Here is a 14,859-nt window from a genome sequence, read left to right as displayed (position 1 = left end):
AAGCTGACCAGGTGAATCGTGATCAATCGCTTATCGAACGCCTCGCCAGGGAACGAAACGCCTGGTTGTGCACGCTTCGCGCGGACGGTTCGCCGCATGTCACGCCGGTGTGGTTCGTGTATCTCGACGACGTCTTCTGGATCGGCAGCGGTGAGCGGAACGTGAAGGTGCGCAACGTCGGCGACGATCCGCGCGTCAGCATCGCGCTCGAAGACGGTGACGCGCCCGCGGTCGCCGAGGGCTCGGCTCGCGTCCATCGCGGGGCTCTGCGCGAAGACGTTCTCGCGGCGCTGGCGGCGAAGTACGACGGCTGGGCCGCCGGCGAGGAGATCGAACCCTTCGGTGCCAGGGTCCTGCTGGAAGTCCCGGTGAAACGGTGGTTGCTCCGCTAGTCGTCCAGCCCCTTCGTGAGCCTGGCGGGCGCCTTCATCCGCCAGGCTTCCTCGATGAGTTCACGCAACTGCGCTTTGTCGGCCTTCTCCAGGTCGACGAGGATCGCGCCGTAGCCGTCGTAATGCGGGGTGGTGAAGTACGCGGGATCGCCGGAAGCCAGCAGGGCCTCCTTCTCCGCGTGCTCGCATAACAGCATCAATCCGCCCTCGGCCTCGGTGCGCAGCCGGGCGAAGCTCTTGCCCGCGACCTTGAGCGACGGCGTGCGGTACGACGTGGACACCTCGACCTCGGGCAGCCTGCCGGCCAGGTCCACGACTTCTTCCCAGGTCGTCATGGCGGACATTGTGCCCTGGGTCACTGACAAAACCACGCCGTGAACGCAAGGAAAGGTCCTTTCCTCGCAAATTTCGCAAGGAAAGGACCTTTCATGGCGCGCGCCGGGGGGCTACGGCAGGACGGTGATCCGGTCCGCGGGAGGCGGAGCGATACCCGGGTTCGCCGCGAAGTAGTCGATCAGCGCGTCGAGGTCCACCGGACCACCGGAAAGATCGGTCCCCTTGGTGAACTCGGTGAAGCCGTCCCCGCCGGCGGCGAGGAAGTTGTTCACCGAAACGCGGTACGACGCCGCCGGATCGATCGGCGTGCCGTTGAGCGTCAGGTTCGAGATACGCGCCCCCTGGGCCGCCGACGCCGAGTACGAGTACTTCAGCGACTTCGAGATCTGCAGTGTCCGCACGACGCCGTTCGCCTGCCACTGCTGTTCGAGGACGTTCTTCAGGTTCGCGCCGGTGAGCGTGATCGTCTGCATGATGTTCGCGAACGGCTGCACGGCGAACGCCTCGCCGTAGGTCACGACACCGTCGCCTTCACCGGCGGGCGAGGACGCGTAGGTGAAGTCGGTGCGGATGCCGCCCGGGTTCGTCATGGCGATCTGCGCGTTGTTGCTCCGCGTGGCCGCGAGCTGGGCGTCCGCGATGACGTCGCCGAGCGGGGACTCACCGGAGGCCGCGCCCTTGGCTACCAGGTCGGCGGTGATGGTGCCGACGGCCTTGTTCGCGATCGGCGCGGCCTTGACCTTGGCCTCGTCGATCAGCTTCTGCACGTCGGCGTCCGGCGTGACGTCGCGGGTGACGATCTCGTTGTGCGCCTTGGTCTCGCCGCGGACGACGTCGCGGGTCCGGCGGTCGATCTTGAGGTCGACGACCGAAAGCAGACGGCCGAACGACGCACCCTGGATCACCGGACGCGGCTTGCCCGCGGGGTCCTCGATCGAGCAGTTGTACTGCTGGTGGCTGTGCCCGGTGAAGATCGCGTCCACTGTGGACGTCACCTGTCGCGCGATGGCGGTCGCGGCGCCCGGCCGGACCTTGCATTCGTCCGGACCCGCGGTCTCGGAGCTGTCGCCCTGGTGCAGCAGGACGACCTGCGCCTTGATCCCGAACAGGTCGAGCAGTTTGGCGGTGCGGTCGATCGCCTGGACCTCGTCACCGAACTTCAGGCCCTTGATCGCCTCCGGGGTGACGACCTGCGGCAGGTCCTTCAGCGTCGCGCCGATGACGCCGATCGGGACGCCGCCGGAGAACTCGATACTGAACGGCAGCAGCGCGGGGATGCCGTTCTCGTAGTACACATTGGACCCGAGGAACGGGAAGTTCGCGCCCTCGAAGGACTTCCGGAACTGGCAGCCGTCGGTCGGATGGCAGCCGCCGTTCTGCATCCGGCGGAGTTCCTTGAGACCTTCGTCGAATTCGTGGTTGCCCACCACGGAAGCCTCGACGCCGAGCAGGTTCAGCAGTTCGACGGTCGGCTCGTCGTGGAACAGCGCCGAGATCACCGGCGACGCGCCGATGCTGTCCCCTGCCGAGAGCACGACGGAGTTGGCCACTTCACCGCGAAGCCGCTTCAAATGCGTCGCGAGATAGGCGGCGCCACCCGCGTTGACCGTCGCGCCACCGGGCAGCGTGACGCGCCCGCTCGAACCGGACGGCGGTTCGAGGTTGCCGTGCAGGTCGTTGAACGTGATGATCCGGACGTCGGTGGTGGCCGTCGCCGCGGACGCGGGCCCGGCGACGGTGGCCAGCGCGGTCAGCGTGGCACCCGCGAGCACGGCCAGGCGGGTAGAGAGCTTCATTCTTTCCTCCGATTCGCGCCCGGAGTCCCCAACGGGCGCACGGCGGAGGAGTTTGCCTGGCGAACTTGACGATCACCAGAGGCGAAAGCAGGACGATAAGCAAACGTCACATGGCGCGTGAACCGTTCAGCAGCACGCGCGCCACCAGCTCCGGCTCGTCACTCATCGGCACGTGCCCGCAGCCGGGAAGGACGAGCAGTTCGGCCTTCGGCGCGATCCGGCGCAGCTCGGCGGCCTTCGGGCGGGCGAGGATGCGGTCGCGCCCCGCCCACGCGATGGTCACCGGAATGTCCTCGACGACGCCCGCGAACCGGAAGCCGCCCCTGGCCTGTTCCAGCGTCGGGCGGAAGCCGGGGCAGCCGGCGAGCGCGCGCATGTCCTCCATGACGACCTGCGTGGTGAGCCGGTCCGGGCGGCCGACGATCATGCCGGTCAGCATCGACCGGCCCGCCGGGGTCGCGGCGAGACGCCGGGCGGTGCGTTCGGGGATCCGCTCGGCGAGCAGGCGGTGGGTGCGCAGCATGCTCAGCGCGTACCGCTGCTGCCTCGGCGTCCACAGTCCGGCCGGGGACAACGCCGTCACGCTGCGGACGAGACCCGCTTCCCCGAGCGCGAGCGAGAGCAGGCCGCCGAGCGAGTTGCCCGCGACGTGCGGTTTACCGAGGCCGTGGTCGCGGAAGAACCTCCCGAACATCTCGACGGCGGCCTCGATGCCGTAGCCACCGGCGTGCGGGGCCGATTCGCCGAAGCCGGGCAGGTCGACGGCGATGACGTCCCGATGCGGCGTGAGCAGCGGGAGCACGGGTGACCAGGCCTGACGGCGGTGGCCGACCCCGTGGATGAGCACCAGCGGCTCGCCTTGGCCCGCGCGGTCGAAGACGACGTTGTCCATCCCCCGAGACTAGGTTATTTACTGCTACCGGCGGTAACAGGTAAATAAAGACGCTCGCGCCGCCGGCCGACGTCGTTCGGCATCGGCTCCAGGTCCCCCGTCGCGATGAACCCGAGCCGCAGGTACAGCCGCCGCGCCCGGTCGTTGTCCTCCGCGACGTGCAACCAGACCTCGCGGGCGCCGTCGGCCTCGGCGGCCGCCCGCACCTCACCCATCAGCCTCGCGGCCAGCCCCTGACCTCGCGCTTCGGGGGCGACCCACATCGAATAGAGGATCCAGCTCCCGTCGCGTGCTCGCCCGGCGACCAGGCCGACCGGGCGATCGGCGTCGAAGGCGGCGAACCAGGCGTCCCCTTCCAGCCTCGCGAGCCATTCTTCGTCGGGCTGCTCCCGTTCGGCCGCGGCGATCGAACCGTAGTTCTCGGGGGTGTCCGTGAGGGCACGCAAGCGGATCTCACGGAAGACGTCGAGATCTCCGGCGGTCAGCCGTCGCACGAGCACCATCCGGGAAGAATCCCACGGCCATCGCGGTGATGGGGAGCGAATATCGCCGATCGGCCAAGACGGGGATCGGCCGGTCGGCCGATCCGATCCCGCCTGCCGCGGCCCTTCGACCGAAGTGGCGGGACCCTGGTGATCCATAACGTCGGTGTCATGACGAACGCACAGGTCACCGCCCTGCAGTACGGCTTGATCGGCTTCTTCGCGCTGTGGGCGACGCTGCTGATCCCGCAGCTGATCATCCTGCACGCCCGGCACGGCCAGGTGCGCCTTCGTCCCGTCCTGACCATGGCCGCCGTGCTCCTCTACGGGAGCATGACCTTGGCGGTGACCTTCCTGCCGCTGCCCGGCCCCGGCGCGAAACGGCTGAGCCAGACCGTCCAGCTGAACCCGTTCCAATGGGTCGCCGACATCCACACCGAACTGCTCAAGCACGGGCTGCCCGCCGCCGACTGGTTCACCACCCAGACCTTCCAGCAGGCCACCATGAACGTGCTGCTGTTCGTCCCGCTCGGTTTCTTCGCCAGGACGCTCTGGAAGCGCGGCCTCATCGGCACCACGCTGCTCGGCCTCGCCGCTTCGCTGCTGATCGAGATCACCCAGCTGACCGCGAACTTCGGCACCGCGCCCTACGTCTACCGGATCTTCGACGTCGACGACCTGCTCAACAACACCGGCGGCGCGATGCTCGGCTGGATCGCCGGAGCCCTGCTGCTCAGCCTCGTGCGGAAGCCGGTTCCTTCACCGGTCGAGCAGCCGCTGCGCCGCGAGCGGATCGACTTCGCCCAGGCTCGCTAACCGCGCCCGCCGCCGCTCGGCCGCGCGCCGCGCGGCCCGCCGGTCTTCCAGGACCACCAGCACCGTGGCCACCAGGAAGATCACCGCGACCAGCCCGAGGATGAGCGAGAGCTGCAAAACCCCTCCTCGAAGACGACCTTGTGCGCGAGATCACAAACTGTACGCAGTTCGTGGTGACTTGGCCACCCCTCGCGACGACGGATCGTGGCGCCGGTCACGCCGGGAGCGCGGCGAACCAGGTCCGGTCCGCGGTGCACCACCGGTCGAAGGTCAATCCGGCGGCGGTCAGGGCGGCGTCCAGCGCGGGAAGCGGCAGACAGCGGCAGGTGAACGGCTGGCTCCACCACCGGTCCCCTGACGAATACCGGACGACGGCCGACAGCAGATCGCCGTCCCGGACGATCTCGCCGAGCCGGAGGTCGACCTCGCCGAGCCGTCCGCCTTGGCCGTCCCGGACCGTTTCGAACCACTCCGGCGGATGCCATTCGACGAGCACCCGCCCACCGGGCGAGACATGCCACCGGGCCGCGGCCAGGAAGGCCGCCCGGACGGCCTCGTCGGCGGTGTTGACCAGGTGACTGCCGAGCAGCACCGCGTCGAAGAGCCGGTCGAGCCGCAGGTCCTCGATCTTCGAACAGACCGTCTCGGCGCGGACGTGGGCGAGCATCTCCGGCGAATCGTCCACCGCGACCACCGGATGGCCCAGGTCGAGCAGGCCGTGCGTGATCCGCCCGCTGCCGCTGCCGAGTTCCAGGATCGACGCGCCGCCCGGAACCGCCGCGTGCACGATCCCGGGCTCGCCCGCGGGCGGCAGCAGCCGGTACACCTCCACCGAACAGCCGTCGGCCGTGAAAGCCCCCTGATCCATACCCGCCAGCGTGCCGGAAACTGGCCGGGTGAGGACACGACCGACCAAGGACCAGCTGGCCGCCGCGTACGGCAAGACCATCGACGACGTCATCGCGCCGGATCTGGACGTGCTGTTCTGCGGGATCAACCCCGGCCTCTACTCGGGCGCGCTCGGCCTGCACTTCGCCAGGCCGGGGAACCGCTTTTGGCCCGCGCTGCACCGCGGCGGCTTCACACCCCGGCAGCTCGACCCCAGTGAGCAGGACGAGCTGATCGGCTACGGACTCGGCATCACCAACGTCGTCGCGCGGACGACGGCACGGGCCGACGAGCTGTCACCGGACGAATTCCGCGAAGGCGGACGGCTGCTCACGGCGAAGGTCGCCGAATACCGGCCGCGCTGGCTCGCCGTGGTCGGGATCACGGCCTTCCGGACCGCGTTCGGCCTGCCGAAGGCGAAGGTCGGTCCCCAGGACGCCGAGATCGGCGGCGCCCGGGTCTGGGTGCTGCCGAATCCGAGCGGGCTGAACGCGCATTGGACGCCCGCGACGCTCGGGGAGGAGTTCGGCCGCCTCCGGGCCGAAGTCCACTCTGAGTAGCGAACGCGTCAAGATCTCCCGTCGACGCGCTCATTCGAGCAAGAGATCCACCACCAGCAGATACCCAGAGTTTGCTGCGACGATGCGATACATCTATGAGGGGGATACCGCGTCACGTCTCCGGACCTACTGACTCGTAATAGTTACAAGGTGTTATTCCCGTCCGGTCCCGCAGGGGGGACCGGTTGACGAGGGTGACCACGCCGGGGGGCCGTGGGCACCGAATGGACGTCATGTCCTCTTGTCCGGGGATAGCGGGCAGGAAAGCGGAGGGGTCCGTGATGCGAGGCATCGAGCCGAACCGAACGCAGGCCGGGAGGCCTGGCGGTCCGCCACCAGGCGGCAGAGGACTCGGCGTGGCCGCCGTCGATCCGATCCCGATCTTCTGCGAGGGCCTGAGTTCCCTGGTCCACCGCACCCCCGGGCTCCAGTGGCTCGGGCACGCGGGCAGCCACCATGCCGCCCTCCAGCTGTGCGAGCAGCTCAAACCGGACGTCATCGTGCTGGATTCGGCACTCGACCCGAACTGCCACCTGTCCAGGCTGCTCAGCGGCGGCGATCCGGCGCTGGTCATCATCACGCTGGTCAGGGACACGAACCGCACGCAGCAGTACCTCGCCGCGGCGATCGCGGCCGGGGTGCACGCGATCGTGCCGAGGGCGACCGACGGACGCCATCTGACCGAGGCGATCCGGCGGGCGCACAGTGACCGCCGCTACATCGATCCGACCTTGGCGGCACTGACGGCGCGGCCGAAACGCCAGCCCGTGCTCGCCAAGACGGGCGAACCGCCCAAGGCGGCGACCGCCCGCGGCCTGATGCCGCTGTCCCGGCGCGAGTACCAGGTTCTACAACTGGTGGCCGAAGGACTGGAGAACTCCGGGATCGCGAAGATCCTGTTCCTCTCCGTCGAAACGGTGAGGACGCACGTCAAGAGCATCTTGCGCAAGCTTTCGGCCCGCGACCGGACACACGCGGTCACCATCGCGTTCCGCGCCGGCATCCTGATCGCCACCCCGGACGACGCGCACACCCCGCCGGAGGCGACCCCGGCCACCACGATCGCCCCGTCCCCCCGCTGACCCCCTAAGCCCCCCAGATTGCTGATTTCCACATCACAACAGTGGCCATTCACTTGCCGCCGGTTACCCACAGGTAATATCCTGAAGTTACCGGCGAGTAGGGGACGTGTGCCCGGCCGGGGAGCCGAACACATTGGAGTGACGAAATGGGCCACTACAAGAGCAACGTCCGAGACCTGGAGTTCAACCTCTTCGAGGTCCTCGGCGTGCAGGACCGCCTCGGCAAGGGCGTCCTCGCGGAATCCGACGAGGAGACCGCGCGCGGCGTACTGACCGAGCTGAACAAGCTCGCTTCCGGTCCCCTCGCCGACTCGTACGCGGACGCGGACCGCAACCCGCCGGTGTACGACCCGAAGACCTTCTCGGTGAAGATCCCCGAGTCGTTCAAGAAGAGCTACCAGGCGCTGATGGACGGCGAATGGTGGCGGCTGGGCCTGCCGAACGAGCTGGGCGGCTTCGGCCTGCCCCCGACCGTGCAGTGGGCCGCCGCCGAGCTGATCCTCGGCGCCAACGCGCCGCTGTTCATGTACATGGCGGGTCCGAGCTTCGCCGGGATCGTCGACAAGAACGGCACCGAAGAGCAGAAGCAGTGGGCGCAGATCATGATCGATCGCGGCTGGGGCGCAACGATGGTGCTCACCGAGCCCGACGCCGGTTCCGACGTCGGCGCCGGCCGCACCAAGGCCGTCAAGCAGGAGGACGGCTCCTGGCACATCGACGGCGTGAAGCGGTTCATCACCTCGGCCGAGAACGACATGGTCGAGAACATCATGCACCTGGTGCTGGCCCGTCCCGAGGGTCCCGGCATCGAGACCCGTCCCGGCACCAAGGGTCTTTCGCTGTTCCTCGTGCCGAAGTTCCACTTCGACGGCAAGACCGGCGAGCTGGGCGAGCGCAACGGTGCCTTCGTGACCAACGTCGAGCACAAGATGGGCATCAAGGCTTCGACCACCTGTGAGCTGACCTTCGGCCAGCACGGCACCCCCGCCAAGGGCTGGCTGCTCGGAGAGGTGCACGACGGCATCGCCCAGATGTTCCAGGTCATCGAGTACGCCCGCATGATGGTCGGCACCAAGGCCATCGCGACGCTGTCGACCGGCTACCTCAACGCGCTCGAGTACGCCAAGGAGCGCGTCCAGGGCGCCGACCTGCCGAACATGCTGAACAAGACCGCGCCGCGCGTCACGATCACCCACCACCCGGACGTCCGCCGCTCGCTGATGCTGCAGAAGGCGTACGCCGAGGGTCTGCGCGCGGTGTACCTCTACACGGCCTCGTTCCAGGACCAGGTGTGGACCGGCGAGGGCGACGAGGCTTCGCAGAAGGTCGCGCACGGCGTCAACGACCTGCTGCTGCCGATCGTCAAGGGTGTCGGCTCGGAGCGCGCCACCGAGCAGCTCGTGCAGTCGCTCCAGACCCTCGGCGGGTCCGGCTTCCTGCAGGACTACCCGATCGAGCAGTACATCCGTGACGCGAAGATCGACTCGCTGTACGAAGGCACCACGGCCATCCAGTCGCTGGACTTCTTCTTCCGCAAGATCGTCCGCGACAAGGGCGCTTCGCTGGCCTACGTCGCCGGCGAGATCACGAAGACCGTCGAGTCGGAGGTCGGCAACGGGCGGCTCAAGAACGAGCGCGGTCTGCTCAAGCAGGCGCTCGAGGACACCCAGGGCATGCTCGGCTCGCTGATCGGCTACCTGACCTCGTCGCAGGAGGACCCGCAGAACATCAACAAGGTCGGCCAGCACACGGTCCGCCTGCTGATGTCGGTCGGCGACCTGCTCATCGGTTGGCAGCTCATCAAGCACGCCGAGGTCGCCATCGCCAAGCTCGACGCGGGCGCGTCGGCGAAGGACACCCCGTTCTACGAGGGCAAGATCGCCGTGGCGTCGTTCTTCGCCAAGAGCGTGCTGCCGGAACTGACCGCGCGCCGCGCGATCGTCGAGGCCGCTGACAACAGCCTTATGGAGATCTCCGAAGCCGCTTTCTAAACGATTTAGTGACGAAAGGCCCTCTCCTCCGCGGAGAGGGCCTTTCTGGTTTCGAGGGGGTTTTCGGGGGGCATCTCCGTGCTGAGTCCGCCTCCCGGCGGAGACCTCGGCAAAGGAGTCTCAATGACAGTCACCGGCATCATCACGGCGATCGTGGTCGGTTTGATCCTCGGGGTGCTCGGCAGGTTCTTCGCCCCCGGCAAGCAGTCCATCCCCATCTGGCTGACGATCATCGTCGGTATCATCGCCGCCTTCCTCGGTACCTGGATCGCCCGTGGGCTCGGCTACGCGGACACCAAGGGCTTCGACTGGCTCGAACTCATCACCCAGATCGTGGTCGCGGCCGTCGGTGTCGCCCTGGCCGCGAACCTCTACGGACGCCGGGGTGTCACCCGGTAAGGGGTCCTGAGGCGCGACGAGCCCGGATCGGTGCCACCGTGGGCTCATCGATCTCCAGCGAAGGAGGAAACCATGTTGGGTGGCCTTTGGGGCATCATCACCACGATCGTGGTCGGTCTGATCCTCGGTGTCATCGGCCGGATGCTGGCGTCCGGCGATCAGAAGATCCCGATGTGGCTGACGATCGTGGTCGGCATCATCGCCGCTTTCATCGGCAACTGGCTGGCCGGGGTGTTCGGTGTCCGTGACACCCCGGGCATCGACTGGATCCGGCACGCCTTCCAGGTCGGCGCGGCCGTCGTCGGTGTCATCGCCGCGGCCGCCATCTACGCGAAGGTCAAGGGCGGCGGACACCGCGCCGTCACCTGATCAGGGCTACGGTCGGCCCCTGTGACCACTCGACTCGAACTCAGTGGCCAGGGGCTGACCTCCCTGTCCGGCACGACCCTCCCGGCGACGCTGGAGTACCTGGACCTCTACGACAACCGGCTGACGTCCGTTCCCGACGAGCTGTGGTCGCTGTCCCGGCTCCGCGTGCTGAACCTCGCCACCAACCGGCTGACGTCGATTTCGCCCTCGATCGGCGCGCTGCGGCAGCTGCACACGCTGGATCTGGGCCACAACGAGCTTTCCGCCGTGCCCGACGAACTCGGGGAGCTTTCCGGGCTGACGGAATACCTTTACCTGAGCGACAACCGGCTGACCGCGTTCCCCGCCGTGCTGTGCTCGCTCGGGCGGCTGAAGTACCTGGGGTGTACGGACAACCGCATCTCGACGCTGCCGGAAGATCTGTCCGGACTGACGTCGTTGCGCGAACTTCGCTTGTACGGCAACGGATTGACCGAACTGCCGGAGTCGCTGGGGACGCTCTCCTCGTTGCGCGAACTGCATCTGCGGAAGAACCGGCTGACGTCGTTGCCGGAGTCCATCGGCGAGCTGAGCGAGTTGCGTCAGCTGGACCTGCGCGAGAACCGGCTCACCGCACTGCCGGATTCGCTCGTCCGGCTGTCCAAATTGGACAAACTGGATCTGCGGTGGAACAAGGACCTCCGGGAACCGTTGTGGCTCGCGGACTTCGAAGCCCTCGGCTGCATGGTGCTGCGCTGAGCCTCAGGCGCAGATGACCGCCGTCCGCGGCGAGTAGGTCGCGTTGCGGGTCTCGCGGCGGACCTCGGTGCCGGAGACGACGTCGATGAGCACGCGGGTGTCGGAGGTGCTGAAGCCGGCGGCCCCGGGGTCCGGCACGCACCCGGGGCCCGAGCCGATCCGCACCGGCTGCGGGACGAAGGAGTGCCGTTCGCCGCCGGCGCTCTGGACGGAAAACCGTTTCGTACCCCAGATCCGCACGGTCACCGAGCCGTTGGCGGGGATGACCTGGATGGCGATCCCGGTCGGGGCGTCGTTGACGATCTGCATCTCGACCGGCGAGCCGTCGTCGTTGACGGCCTTCACGTCGCGCGCGACCGGGTAGCGGTCGAGGTAGTGGTCGTGCTCCAGATGCCCGCCGTCGGCCAGTCCCGCCAGGTATGCCGCGTTGTAGAGCGTCGTGGCGAGCTGGGAGACGCCGCCGCCGACCACGACCGGGCCGGTGCCGTCTTCGTTCACCGGGGCGGGGACGTAGCCCGCGTCCGCCGTCCTCGACCCGGACCGCGCGCCCAGGCTGAAGGTCTCGTTCGGCTTCACGATGGTCCCGGAGACCCGGGTGGCCAGCGCCTGCGTGTTCGTCATCGCCGGACCGCTCAGGCCCGACGTGGTGAACTCGCCGATGATCTCGTTGATGCCGAGGACCTTCGCCGCGTCGGTGCTGACGGCGGGGCTGCTGGCGTCGTAGACCGCCTTCAGTTCCCGCTCTTCGCTCTTCGCGAGTACCGAGGTCAGCGCGGAGAAGGTGAGGTCCCAGTTGACCTTCCGCGCGTCCTTCGACGGCTGGACCGCCGGCCGGTCGTCGACGAAGACGATCTGCGCGTCCGCGCCGTCGGTCTCGGTCTCCTTCAGCTGCGGCTGCGCCGCGGCCCGGAGCTTGCCCTGGTCGATGCGGACTTCGAGATTGCCGCCGTCACGCGCGGCGAACTGGAAGGACCCCGCGAGCACGTTCGGTTTCAGCGTCGCGTCCTTGCCCTCGCCGCGGATCAGCAGCGGTTTCGCCACGGCAGGGACGACAACGCCGTCGAGCGCCGCGTGCACCCCGGCCGAGTTCGCCTTCACCGGCGCGACGTTCACCTTCAGCTCGACGCCGTCGTCGCTCAGCCAGCGGTCGATGACCGCGGTGACCGCCGCCTTGACGTCGACGAGCGTCTGACCGGCCCGCGGTTCGACCGCGACCGGGCGGACGCGGGCGTCGCTGCCCGCGATGGGCTGGAAACCGATGGTCCCCTCGACCGGCGGGCGGTTCAGTTTCGCGGCGGCGAGGTCGGAAACGGCCTTTTCCAGCTTCGGCGCGTCCGCCCAGGTGACGACGCCGACCTCACGGCTGCTGAAGAACGACATCAGCCGCGTGTACGGACTCAACGGCTGATGACCGGCGCGGCCCAGTGTCTGCGGCCAGTCCAGGCCGAGGCCGGACGACGCCGGCTGCAGCTCGGTGCGCACGTCCCCGGCGCGGACGCGCACCGGCCGGATCAGCCTCGGCTCCAGCTCACGGCGGAGCTTCGACTCGGCCTCCTTGTGCGTGAGGCCGCCGACGTCGATCCCGGCGACGGTGACGCCGCGCGGCACGTCGCCGGCGCTGACGATCAGGTCCACCGCGTACGCGAGCACGAACAGGCCCATGAGCACGCCGGCGGCCATGAAGGCCTTGCCGAGGACCTTCCGGAACTTCGACGCGGGCGGCGGCGGATGCGCCACCCTGTCGACCTCGAAGAGTTCGTCTACCAGGTCTTCGTCATTGTCTTCGACGGCGCTGCCGGTCGCCGGGAGGAGTTCGTCGGTGAACAGGTCGGTGCCCGGCTCGTCGTGCTCATCGCGTACCAACCCTCACCACCCCTCCGAGCCCTCCCATCCCTCCCAGCGGCTGGTTACAGGTACAACCCCGTACCGTGCTCCGTCCGCTCGGTCGCCACCGCGTGGATGTCGCGCTCGCGCATCACCAGGTGCCCCTCGCCCTGGATCTCGACCTCGTGCTGGTCGTCCGGGTTGAACAGCACACGGTCGCCGGTCTTGACGTTCCGCACACTGTTGCCCACGCCCAGTACATCACCCCAGGCGAGCCGCCGCGCGACCTGCGCGGTGGCGGGGATGACGATGCCGCCGGAACTTCGGCGCTCGCCGTCCTCGGGGGACAGCTTCACGAGCACCCGGTCCTGCAGCATCTGAATCTCGAGTTTCGGCCCATCTGACACGTAGACGACTCTACTTACCCGGATCCCCGGCCATGACCAGGCTCAGCACGCTTTCTCCACCGTTTTCGAACCGCACCGGCACTCCCCAGTCCTGCCGGGTGATGCGGCAGGCGGGATGCTCGCCCCCGTCGTCGCAGCTCGCTGCCTGAGCGACGATCTGCAACACGCCTTCGGTGACTCCGGGGGCGAAGCGGAGCTTGCGGAACAGGTCGGTGCCCACACCCGCGCCGTCGGCGAGGAGTTCCGGCGGCGACGAGCTGATCTCCAGCCGCGTCGACGGGCCGTAGCGGTCGTCGAGCTTCTCCCCGGGCGGCGGGGTGAAGACGACGGAGAACTCCAGCTCACCCGGCGCCAGCACGGTCGGCGGGCGCCGGACCGCGTGCGCGTCCCCGGCGACGGACCGCTCGCCGAGCGGCACCGGCCCGATCCGGCTCCCGGCGGACTCGACGACCAGCAGTGAGCCGTCGTGCACCAGCAGACCGGAGGGTTCGGCGAGACCGGTCGCGAGCGTGGTCACCTCTCGCGTGAGCGGGTCGTAGCGGCGGACGGCGCCGTTGTAGGTGTCGGCGATCGCGATGGTGTCGCCGGGCAGCACGGCGAGGCCGAGCGGATGCTGCAGGAGCGCCTGGTCGCCCGCGCCGTCGACGTGCCCGAAGGAGAACAGGTCGACGCCGACCGCGGTGTGCACGGTGAACGTCTCGTCCTCGGGCTGGATCCAGCGCAGCGCCGACGTCTCGGCGTCCGCGAGCCACAGCCGCCTGCCGTCGGGCGTGAGGCCGGACGTCTGCGCGAAGAACGCTTCGTGGACGTCGCCGTCCTTCAGGCCCTCGACGGTCGTACCGGCGAAGCGGCGGATGGTGCCCGAGACCGGCTCGAACACGCTCAGCGTGTGGTTGCCCGCCATCGCGACCACGACCCCGCCCGCGGGGCCCCACCAGGCGACGTCCCACGGGCTGGTGAGGTCGATGTCGAGCGCCTTGCCGGTGTCGACGCCGTCGCGCCACTGGCGGCCGGTACCGGCGACGGTGGTGACCTCGCCGGTGATCAGGTCGATACCGCGCAGCCGGTGACCGGCGGTGTCGGCGACGACGGCGTGGTAGCCCGCGCGCTCGGCGACCTCGTACGGCAACAGCGTGATCCCGGACGGCTCGGTGAAGCTCGCCAGGTCGAACGGGCCGTCCTGCGCGCCGCGGGCGCCACTGCCGAAGCGGCGGATGATCGTCTCGCCGTCGGAAGCGAACTCGACGATGGAGTGGTTGCCGGTGTCGGCGACCAGGATCCGGCCCTCGGCGGTGGTGACGGCCTTGCTCGGGAAGCGCAGCTCGGTGCGCTGCTCCTCGGCCGGGACGTACGGGCTTCCGCCGCGGCGGAGCGTGCCCTTGGCCTCATGGGTCGTGACGAGGTCGGCGATCACGCGGCGCAGTGCCTCGCCGTGCCCCTCACCGGCGGCGACGTGCACGACGTAGCCCTCGGGGTCCACGACGACCAGCGTCGGCCACGCCTTGACCGCGTACTGGGACCAGGTGGTCATCCGCGGGTCGTTGAGCACGGGGTGGTGCACCTCGTAGCGCCGCACCGCCGCCTCGATCGCGGCCGCCTCGCCCTCGTGCAGGAACTTCGGCGAATGCACGCCGATGGTCACCAGGACGTCGGCGAACTCGGCCTCCAGCGGGCGCAGCTCGTCGAGGACGTGCAGGCAGTTGATACAGCCGCTGGTCCAGAAGTCCAGCAGGACGACACGGCCGCGCAGCCCGGCGAGCGTGAGCCGCTCGCCGCCGGTGTTGAGCCAGACGTCACCGGCGAGCTCGGGCGCCCGCACGCGGGACTGCGTTCGTGGAGAAGTCACGACAAGAGTGAACTACACCCGGAGCCGCTGTGTTCCGGGCT

17 protein-coding genes are annotated in these 14,859 nt (G+C 68.7%); 8 read left to right on the top strand and 9 right to left on the bottom strand.

The features are described 5' to 3' along the window. Positions 1-11: 11 nt before the first annotated feature. Positions 12-392 (top strand): pyridoxamine 5'-phosphate oxidase family protein, encoded by a 381-nt coding sequence (locus SD37_RS01000; protein WP_044849378.1) that lies wholly within the window; start codon positions 12-14, stop codon positions 390-392. Here the strand turns inward: SD37_RS01000 and SD37_RS00995 are convergent. From SD37_RS00995 to SD37_RS00980, 4 genes are all read right to left on the bottom strand, one after another. After that, the gene (locus tag SD37_RS00995; protein WP_044849731.1) at positions 389-727 is read right to left on the bottom strand and encodes an MmcQ/YjbR family DNA-binding protein; all 339 of its coding nucleotides are present in this window, start codon (positions 725-727) and stop codon (positions 389-391) included. The genes SD37_RS01000 and SD37_RS00995 overlap by 4 nt on opposite strands. Positions 728-838: 111 nt before the next feature. After that, entirely contained in the window at positions 839-2,524 is a 1,686-nt protein-coding gene (locus SD37_RS00990) for a bifunctional metallophosphatase/5'-nucleotidase (protein ID WP_044849379.1), read from the bottom strand. A gap of 106 nt (positions 2,525-2,630) precedes the next feature. Continuing rightward, positions 2,631-3,416: an alpha/beta fold hydrolase gene (locus SD37_RS00985; protein ID WP_044849380.1), complete on the bottom strand. Its 786-nt coding sequence runs from the start codon at positions 3,414-3,416 to the stop codon at positions 2,631-2,633. A 14-nt stretch (positions 3,417-3,430) separates the two neighbouring features. After that, a complete protein-coding gene (locus SD37_RS00980) occupies positions 3,431-3,919 on the bottom strand; it encodes a GNAT family N-acetyltransferase (protein WP_044849381.1) in 489 nt (162 codons plus the stop codon). Between the two features lie 150 nt (positions 3,920-4,069). Here SD37_RS00980 and SD37_RS00975 point away from each other — a divergent pair, with 150 nt between their 5' ends. Next, positions 4,070-4,714, top strand: coding sequence for a VanZ family protein (locus SD37_RS00975; RefSeq protein WP_037307576.1), 645 nt, complete (start codon positions 4,070-4,072; stop codon positions 4,712-4,714). On the opposite strand, the gene SD37_RS42995 is transcribed toward SD37_RS00975, so the two are convergent. Continuing rightward, positions 4,658-4,831: a hypothetical protein gene (locus tag SD37_RS42995; RefSeq protein WP_162835863.1), complete on the bottom strand. Its 174-nt coding sequence runs from the start codon at positions 4,829-4,831 to the stop codon at positions 4,658-4,660. The two genes, SD37_RS00975 and SD37_RS42995, sit on opposite strands and share 57 nt — an antisense overlap. Positions 4,832-4,928: 97 nt before the next feature. Continuing rightward, complete coding sequence (locus SD37_RS00970) at positions 4,929-5,582, bottom strand: class I SAM-dependent methyltransferase (RefSeq protein ID WP_044849382.1); 654 nt, start codon at positions 5,580-5,582, stop codon at positions 4,929-4,931. 28 nt (positions 5,583-5,610) lie between these two features. On the opposite strand from SD37_RS00970, the gene mug reads away from it, so the two are divergent. From mug to SD37_RS00940, 6 genes are all read left to right on the top strand, one after another. Then, complete coding sequence (gene mug / locus SD37_RS00965; RefSeq protein WP_044849383.1) at positions 5,611-6,162, top strand: G/U mismatch-specific DNA glycosylase; 552 nt, start codon at positions 5,611-5,613, stop codon at positions 6,160-6,162. 281 nt (positions 6,163-6,443) lie between these two features. Beyond that, a complete protein-coding gene (locus SD37_RS00960) occupies positions 6,444-7,244 on the top strand; it encodes a response regulator transcription factor (RefSeq protein ID WP_044849384.1) in 801 nt (266 codons plus the stop codon). A 146-nt stretch (positions 7,245-7,390) separates the two neighbouring features. Beyond that, positions 7,391-9,235, top strand: a complete 1,845-nt coding sequence (locus tag SD37_RS00955; protein ID WP_044849385.1) for an acyl-CoA dehydrogenase — start codon at positions 7,391-7,393, stop codon at positions 9,233-9,235. Positions 9,236-9,358: 123 nt separating this feature from the next. After that, a complete protein-coding gene (locus tag SD37_RS00950) occupies positions 9,359-9,634 on the top strand; it encodes a GlsB/YeaQ/YmgE family stress response membrane protein (protein WP_044849386.1) in 276 nt (91 codons plus the stop codon). A 72-nt stretch (positions 9,635-9,706) separates the two neighbouring features. Continuing rightward, complete coding sequence (locus SD37_RS00945) at positions 9,707-10,003, top strand: GlsB/YeaQ/YmgE family stress response membrane protein (protein WP_037307283.1); 297 nt, start codon at positions 9,707-9,709, stop codon at positions 10,001-10,003. 21 nt (positions 10,004-10,024) lie between these two features. Beyond that, complete coding sequence (locus tag SD37_RS00940) at positions 10,025-10,741, top strand: leucine-rich repeat domain-containing protein (RefSeq protein ID WP_044849387.1); 717 nt, start codon at positions 10,025-10,027, stop codon at positions 10,739-10,741. A 3-nt stretch (positions 10,742-10,744) separates the two neighbouring features. Here the strand turns inward: SD37_RS00940 and SD37_RS00935 are convergent, their stop codons facing one another. Genes SD37_RS00935 through SD37_RS00925 form a run of 3 tightly spaced genes read right to left on the bottom strand, consistent with a single transcriptional unit; the run spans position 10,745 to position 14,791 of the window. Then, positions 10,745-12,604 carry a VanW family protein gene (locus tag SD37_RS00935; protein WP_044849388.1) on the bottom strand — a complete coding sequence of 620 codons (1,860 nt, stop codon included), beginning with the start codon at positions 12,602-12,604 and terminating at the stop codon, positions 10,745-10,747. A gap of 44 nt (positions 12,605-12,648) precedes the next feature. Further along, positions 12,649-12,942, bottom strand: a complete 294-nt coding sequence (locus SD37_RS00930; RefSeq protein WP_007032412.1) for a GroES family chaperonin — start codon at positions 12,940-12,942, stop codon at positions 12,649-12,651. 40 nt (positions 12,943-12,982) lie between these two features. Continuing rightward, positions 12,983-14,791 carry an NHL domain-containing thioredoxin family protein gene (locus tag SD37_RS00925; RefSeq protein WP_044849389.1) on the bottom strand — a complete coding sequence of 603 codons (1,809 nt, stop codon included), beginning with the start codon at positions 14,789-14,791 and terminating at the stop codon, positions 12,983-12,985. Between the last annotated feature and the right edge of the window lie 68 nt (positions 14,792-14,859).

This window comes from Amycolatopsis orientalis (assembly GCF_000943515.2).
Lineage (GTDB): Bacteria > Actinomycetota > Actinomycetes > Mycobacteriales > Pseudonocardiaceae > Amycolatopsis > Amycolatopsis orientalis.
The sequence above is the reverse complement of the archived record's forward strand: the minus strand, read 5'-3'. Positions and strand labels throughout refer to the sequence as shown.

Coding starts and splice junctions, on each gene's coding strand:
- SD37_RS00995 (WP_044849731.1), bottom strand. CDS start 727: ATGACGACCTGGGAAGAAGTCGTGGACCTGGCCGGCAGGCTGCCCGAG.
- SD37_RS00990 (WP_044849379.1), bottom strand. CDS start 2,524: ATGAAGCTCTCTACCCGCCTGGCCGTGCTCGCGGGTGCCACGCTGACC.
- SD37_RS00985 (WP_044849380.1), bottom strand. CDS start 3,416: ATGGACAACGTCGTCTTCGACCGCGCGGGCCAAGGCGAGCCGCTGGTG.
- SD37_RS00980 (WP_044849381.1), bottom strand. CDS start 3,919: ATGGTGCTCGTGCGACGGCTGACCGCCGGAGATCTCGACGTCTTCCGT.
- SD37_RS00975 (WP_037307576.1), top strand. CDS start 4,070: ATGACGAACGCACAGGTCACCGCCCTGCAGTACGGCTTGATCGGCTTC.
- SD37_RS00970 (WP_044849382.1), bottom strand. CDS start 5,582: ATGGATCAGGGGGCTTTCACGGCCGACGGCTGTTCGGTGGAGGTGTAC.
- SD37_RS00960 (WP_044849384.1), top strand. CDS start 6,444: ATGCGAGGCATCGAGCCGAACCGAACGCAGGCCGGGAGGCCTGGCGGT.
- SD37_RS00955 (WP_044849385.1), top strand. CDS start 7,391: ATGGGCCACTACAAGAGCAACGTCCGAGACCTGGAGTTCAACCTCTTC.
- SD37_RS00950 (WP_044849386.1), top strand. CDS start 9,359: ATGACAGTCACCGGCATCATCACGGCGATCGTGGTCGGTTTGATCCTC.
- SD37_RS00945 (WP_037307283.1), top strand. CDS start 9,707: ATGTTGGGTGGCCTTTGGGGCATCATCACCACGATCGTGGTCGGTCTG.
- SD37_RS00930 (WP_007032412.1), bottom strand. CDS start 12,942: ATGCTGCAGGACCGGGTGCTCGTGAAGCTGTCCCCCGAGGACGGCGAG.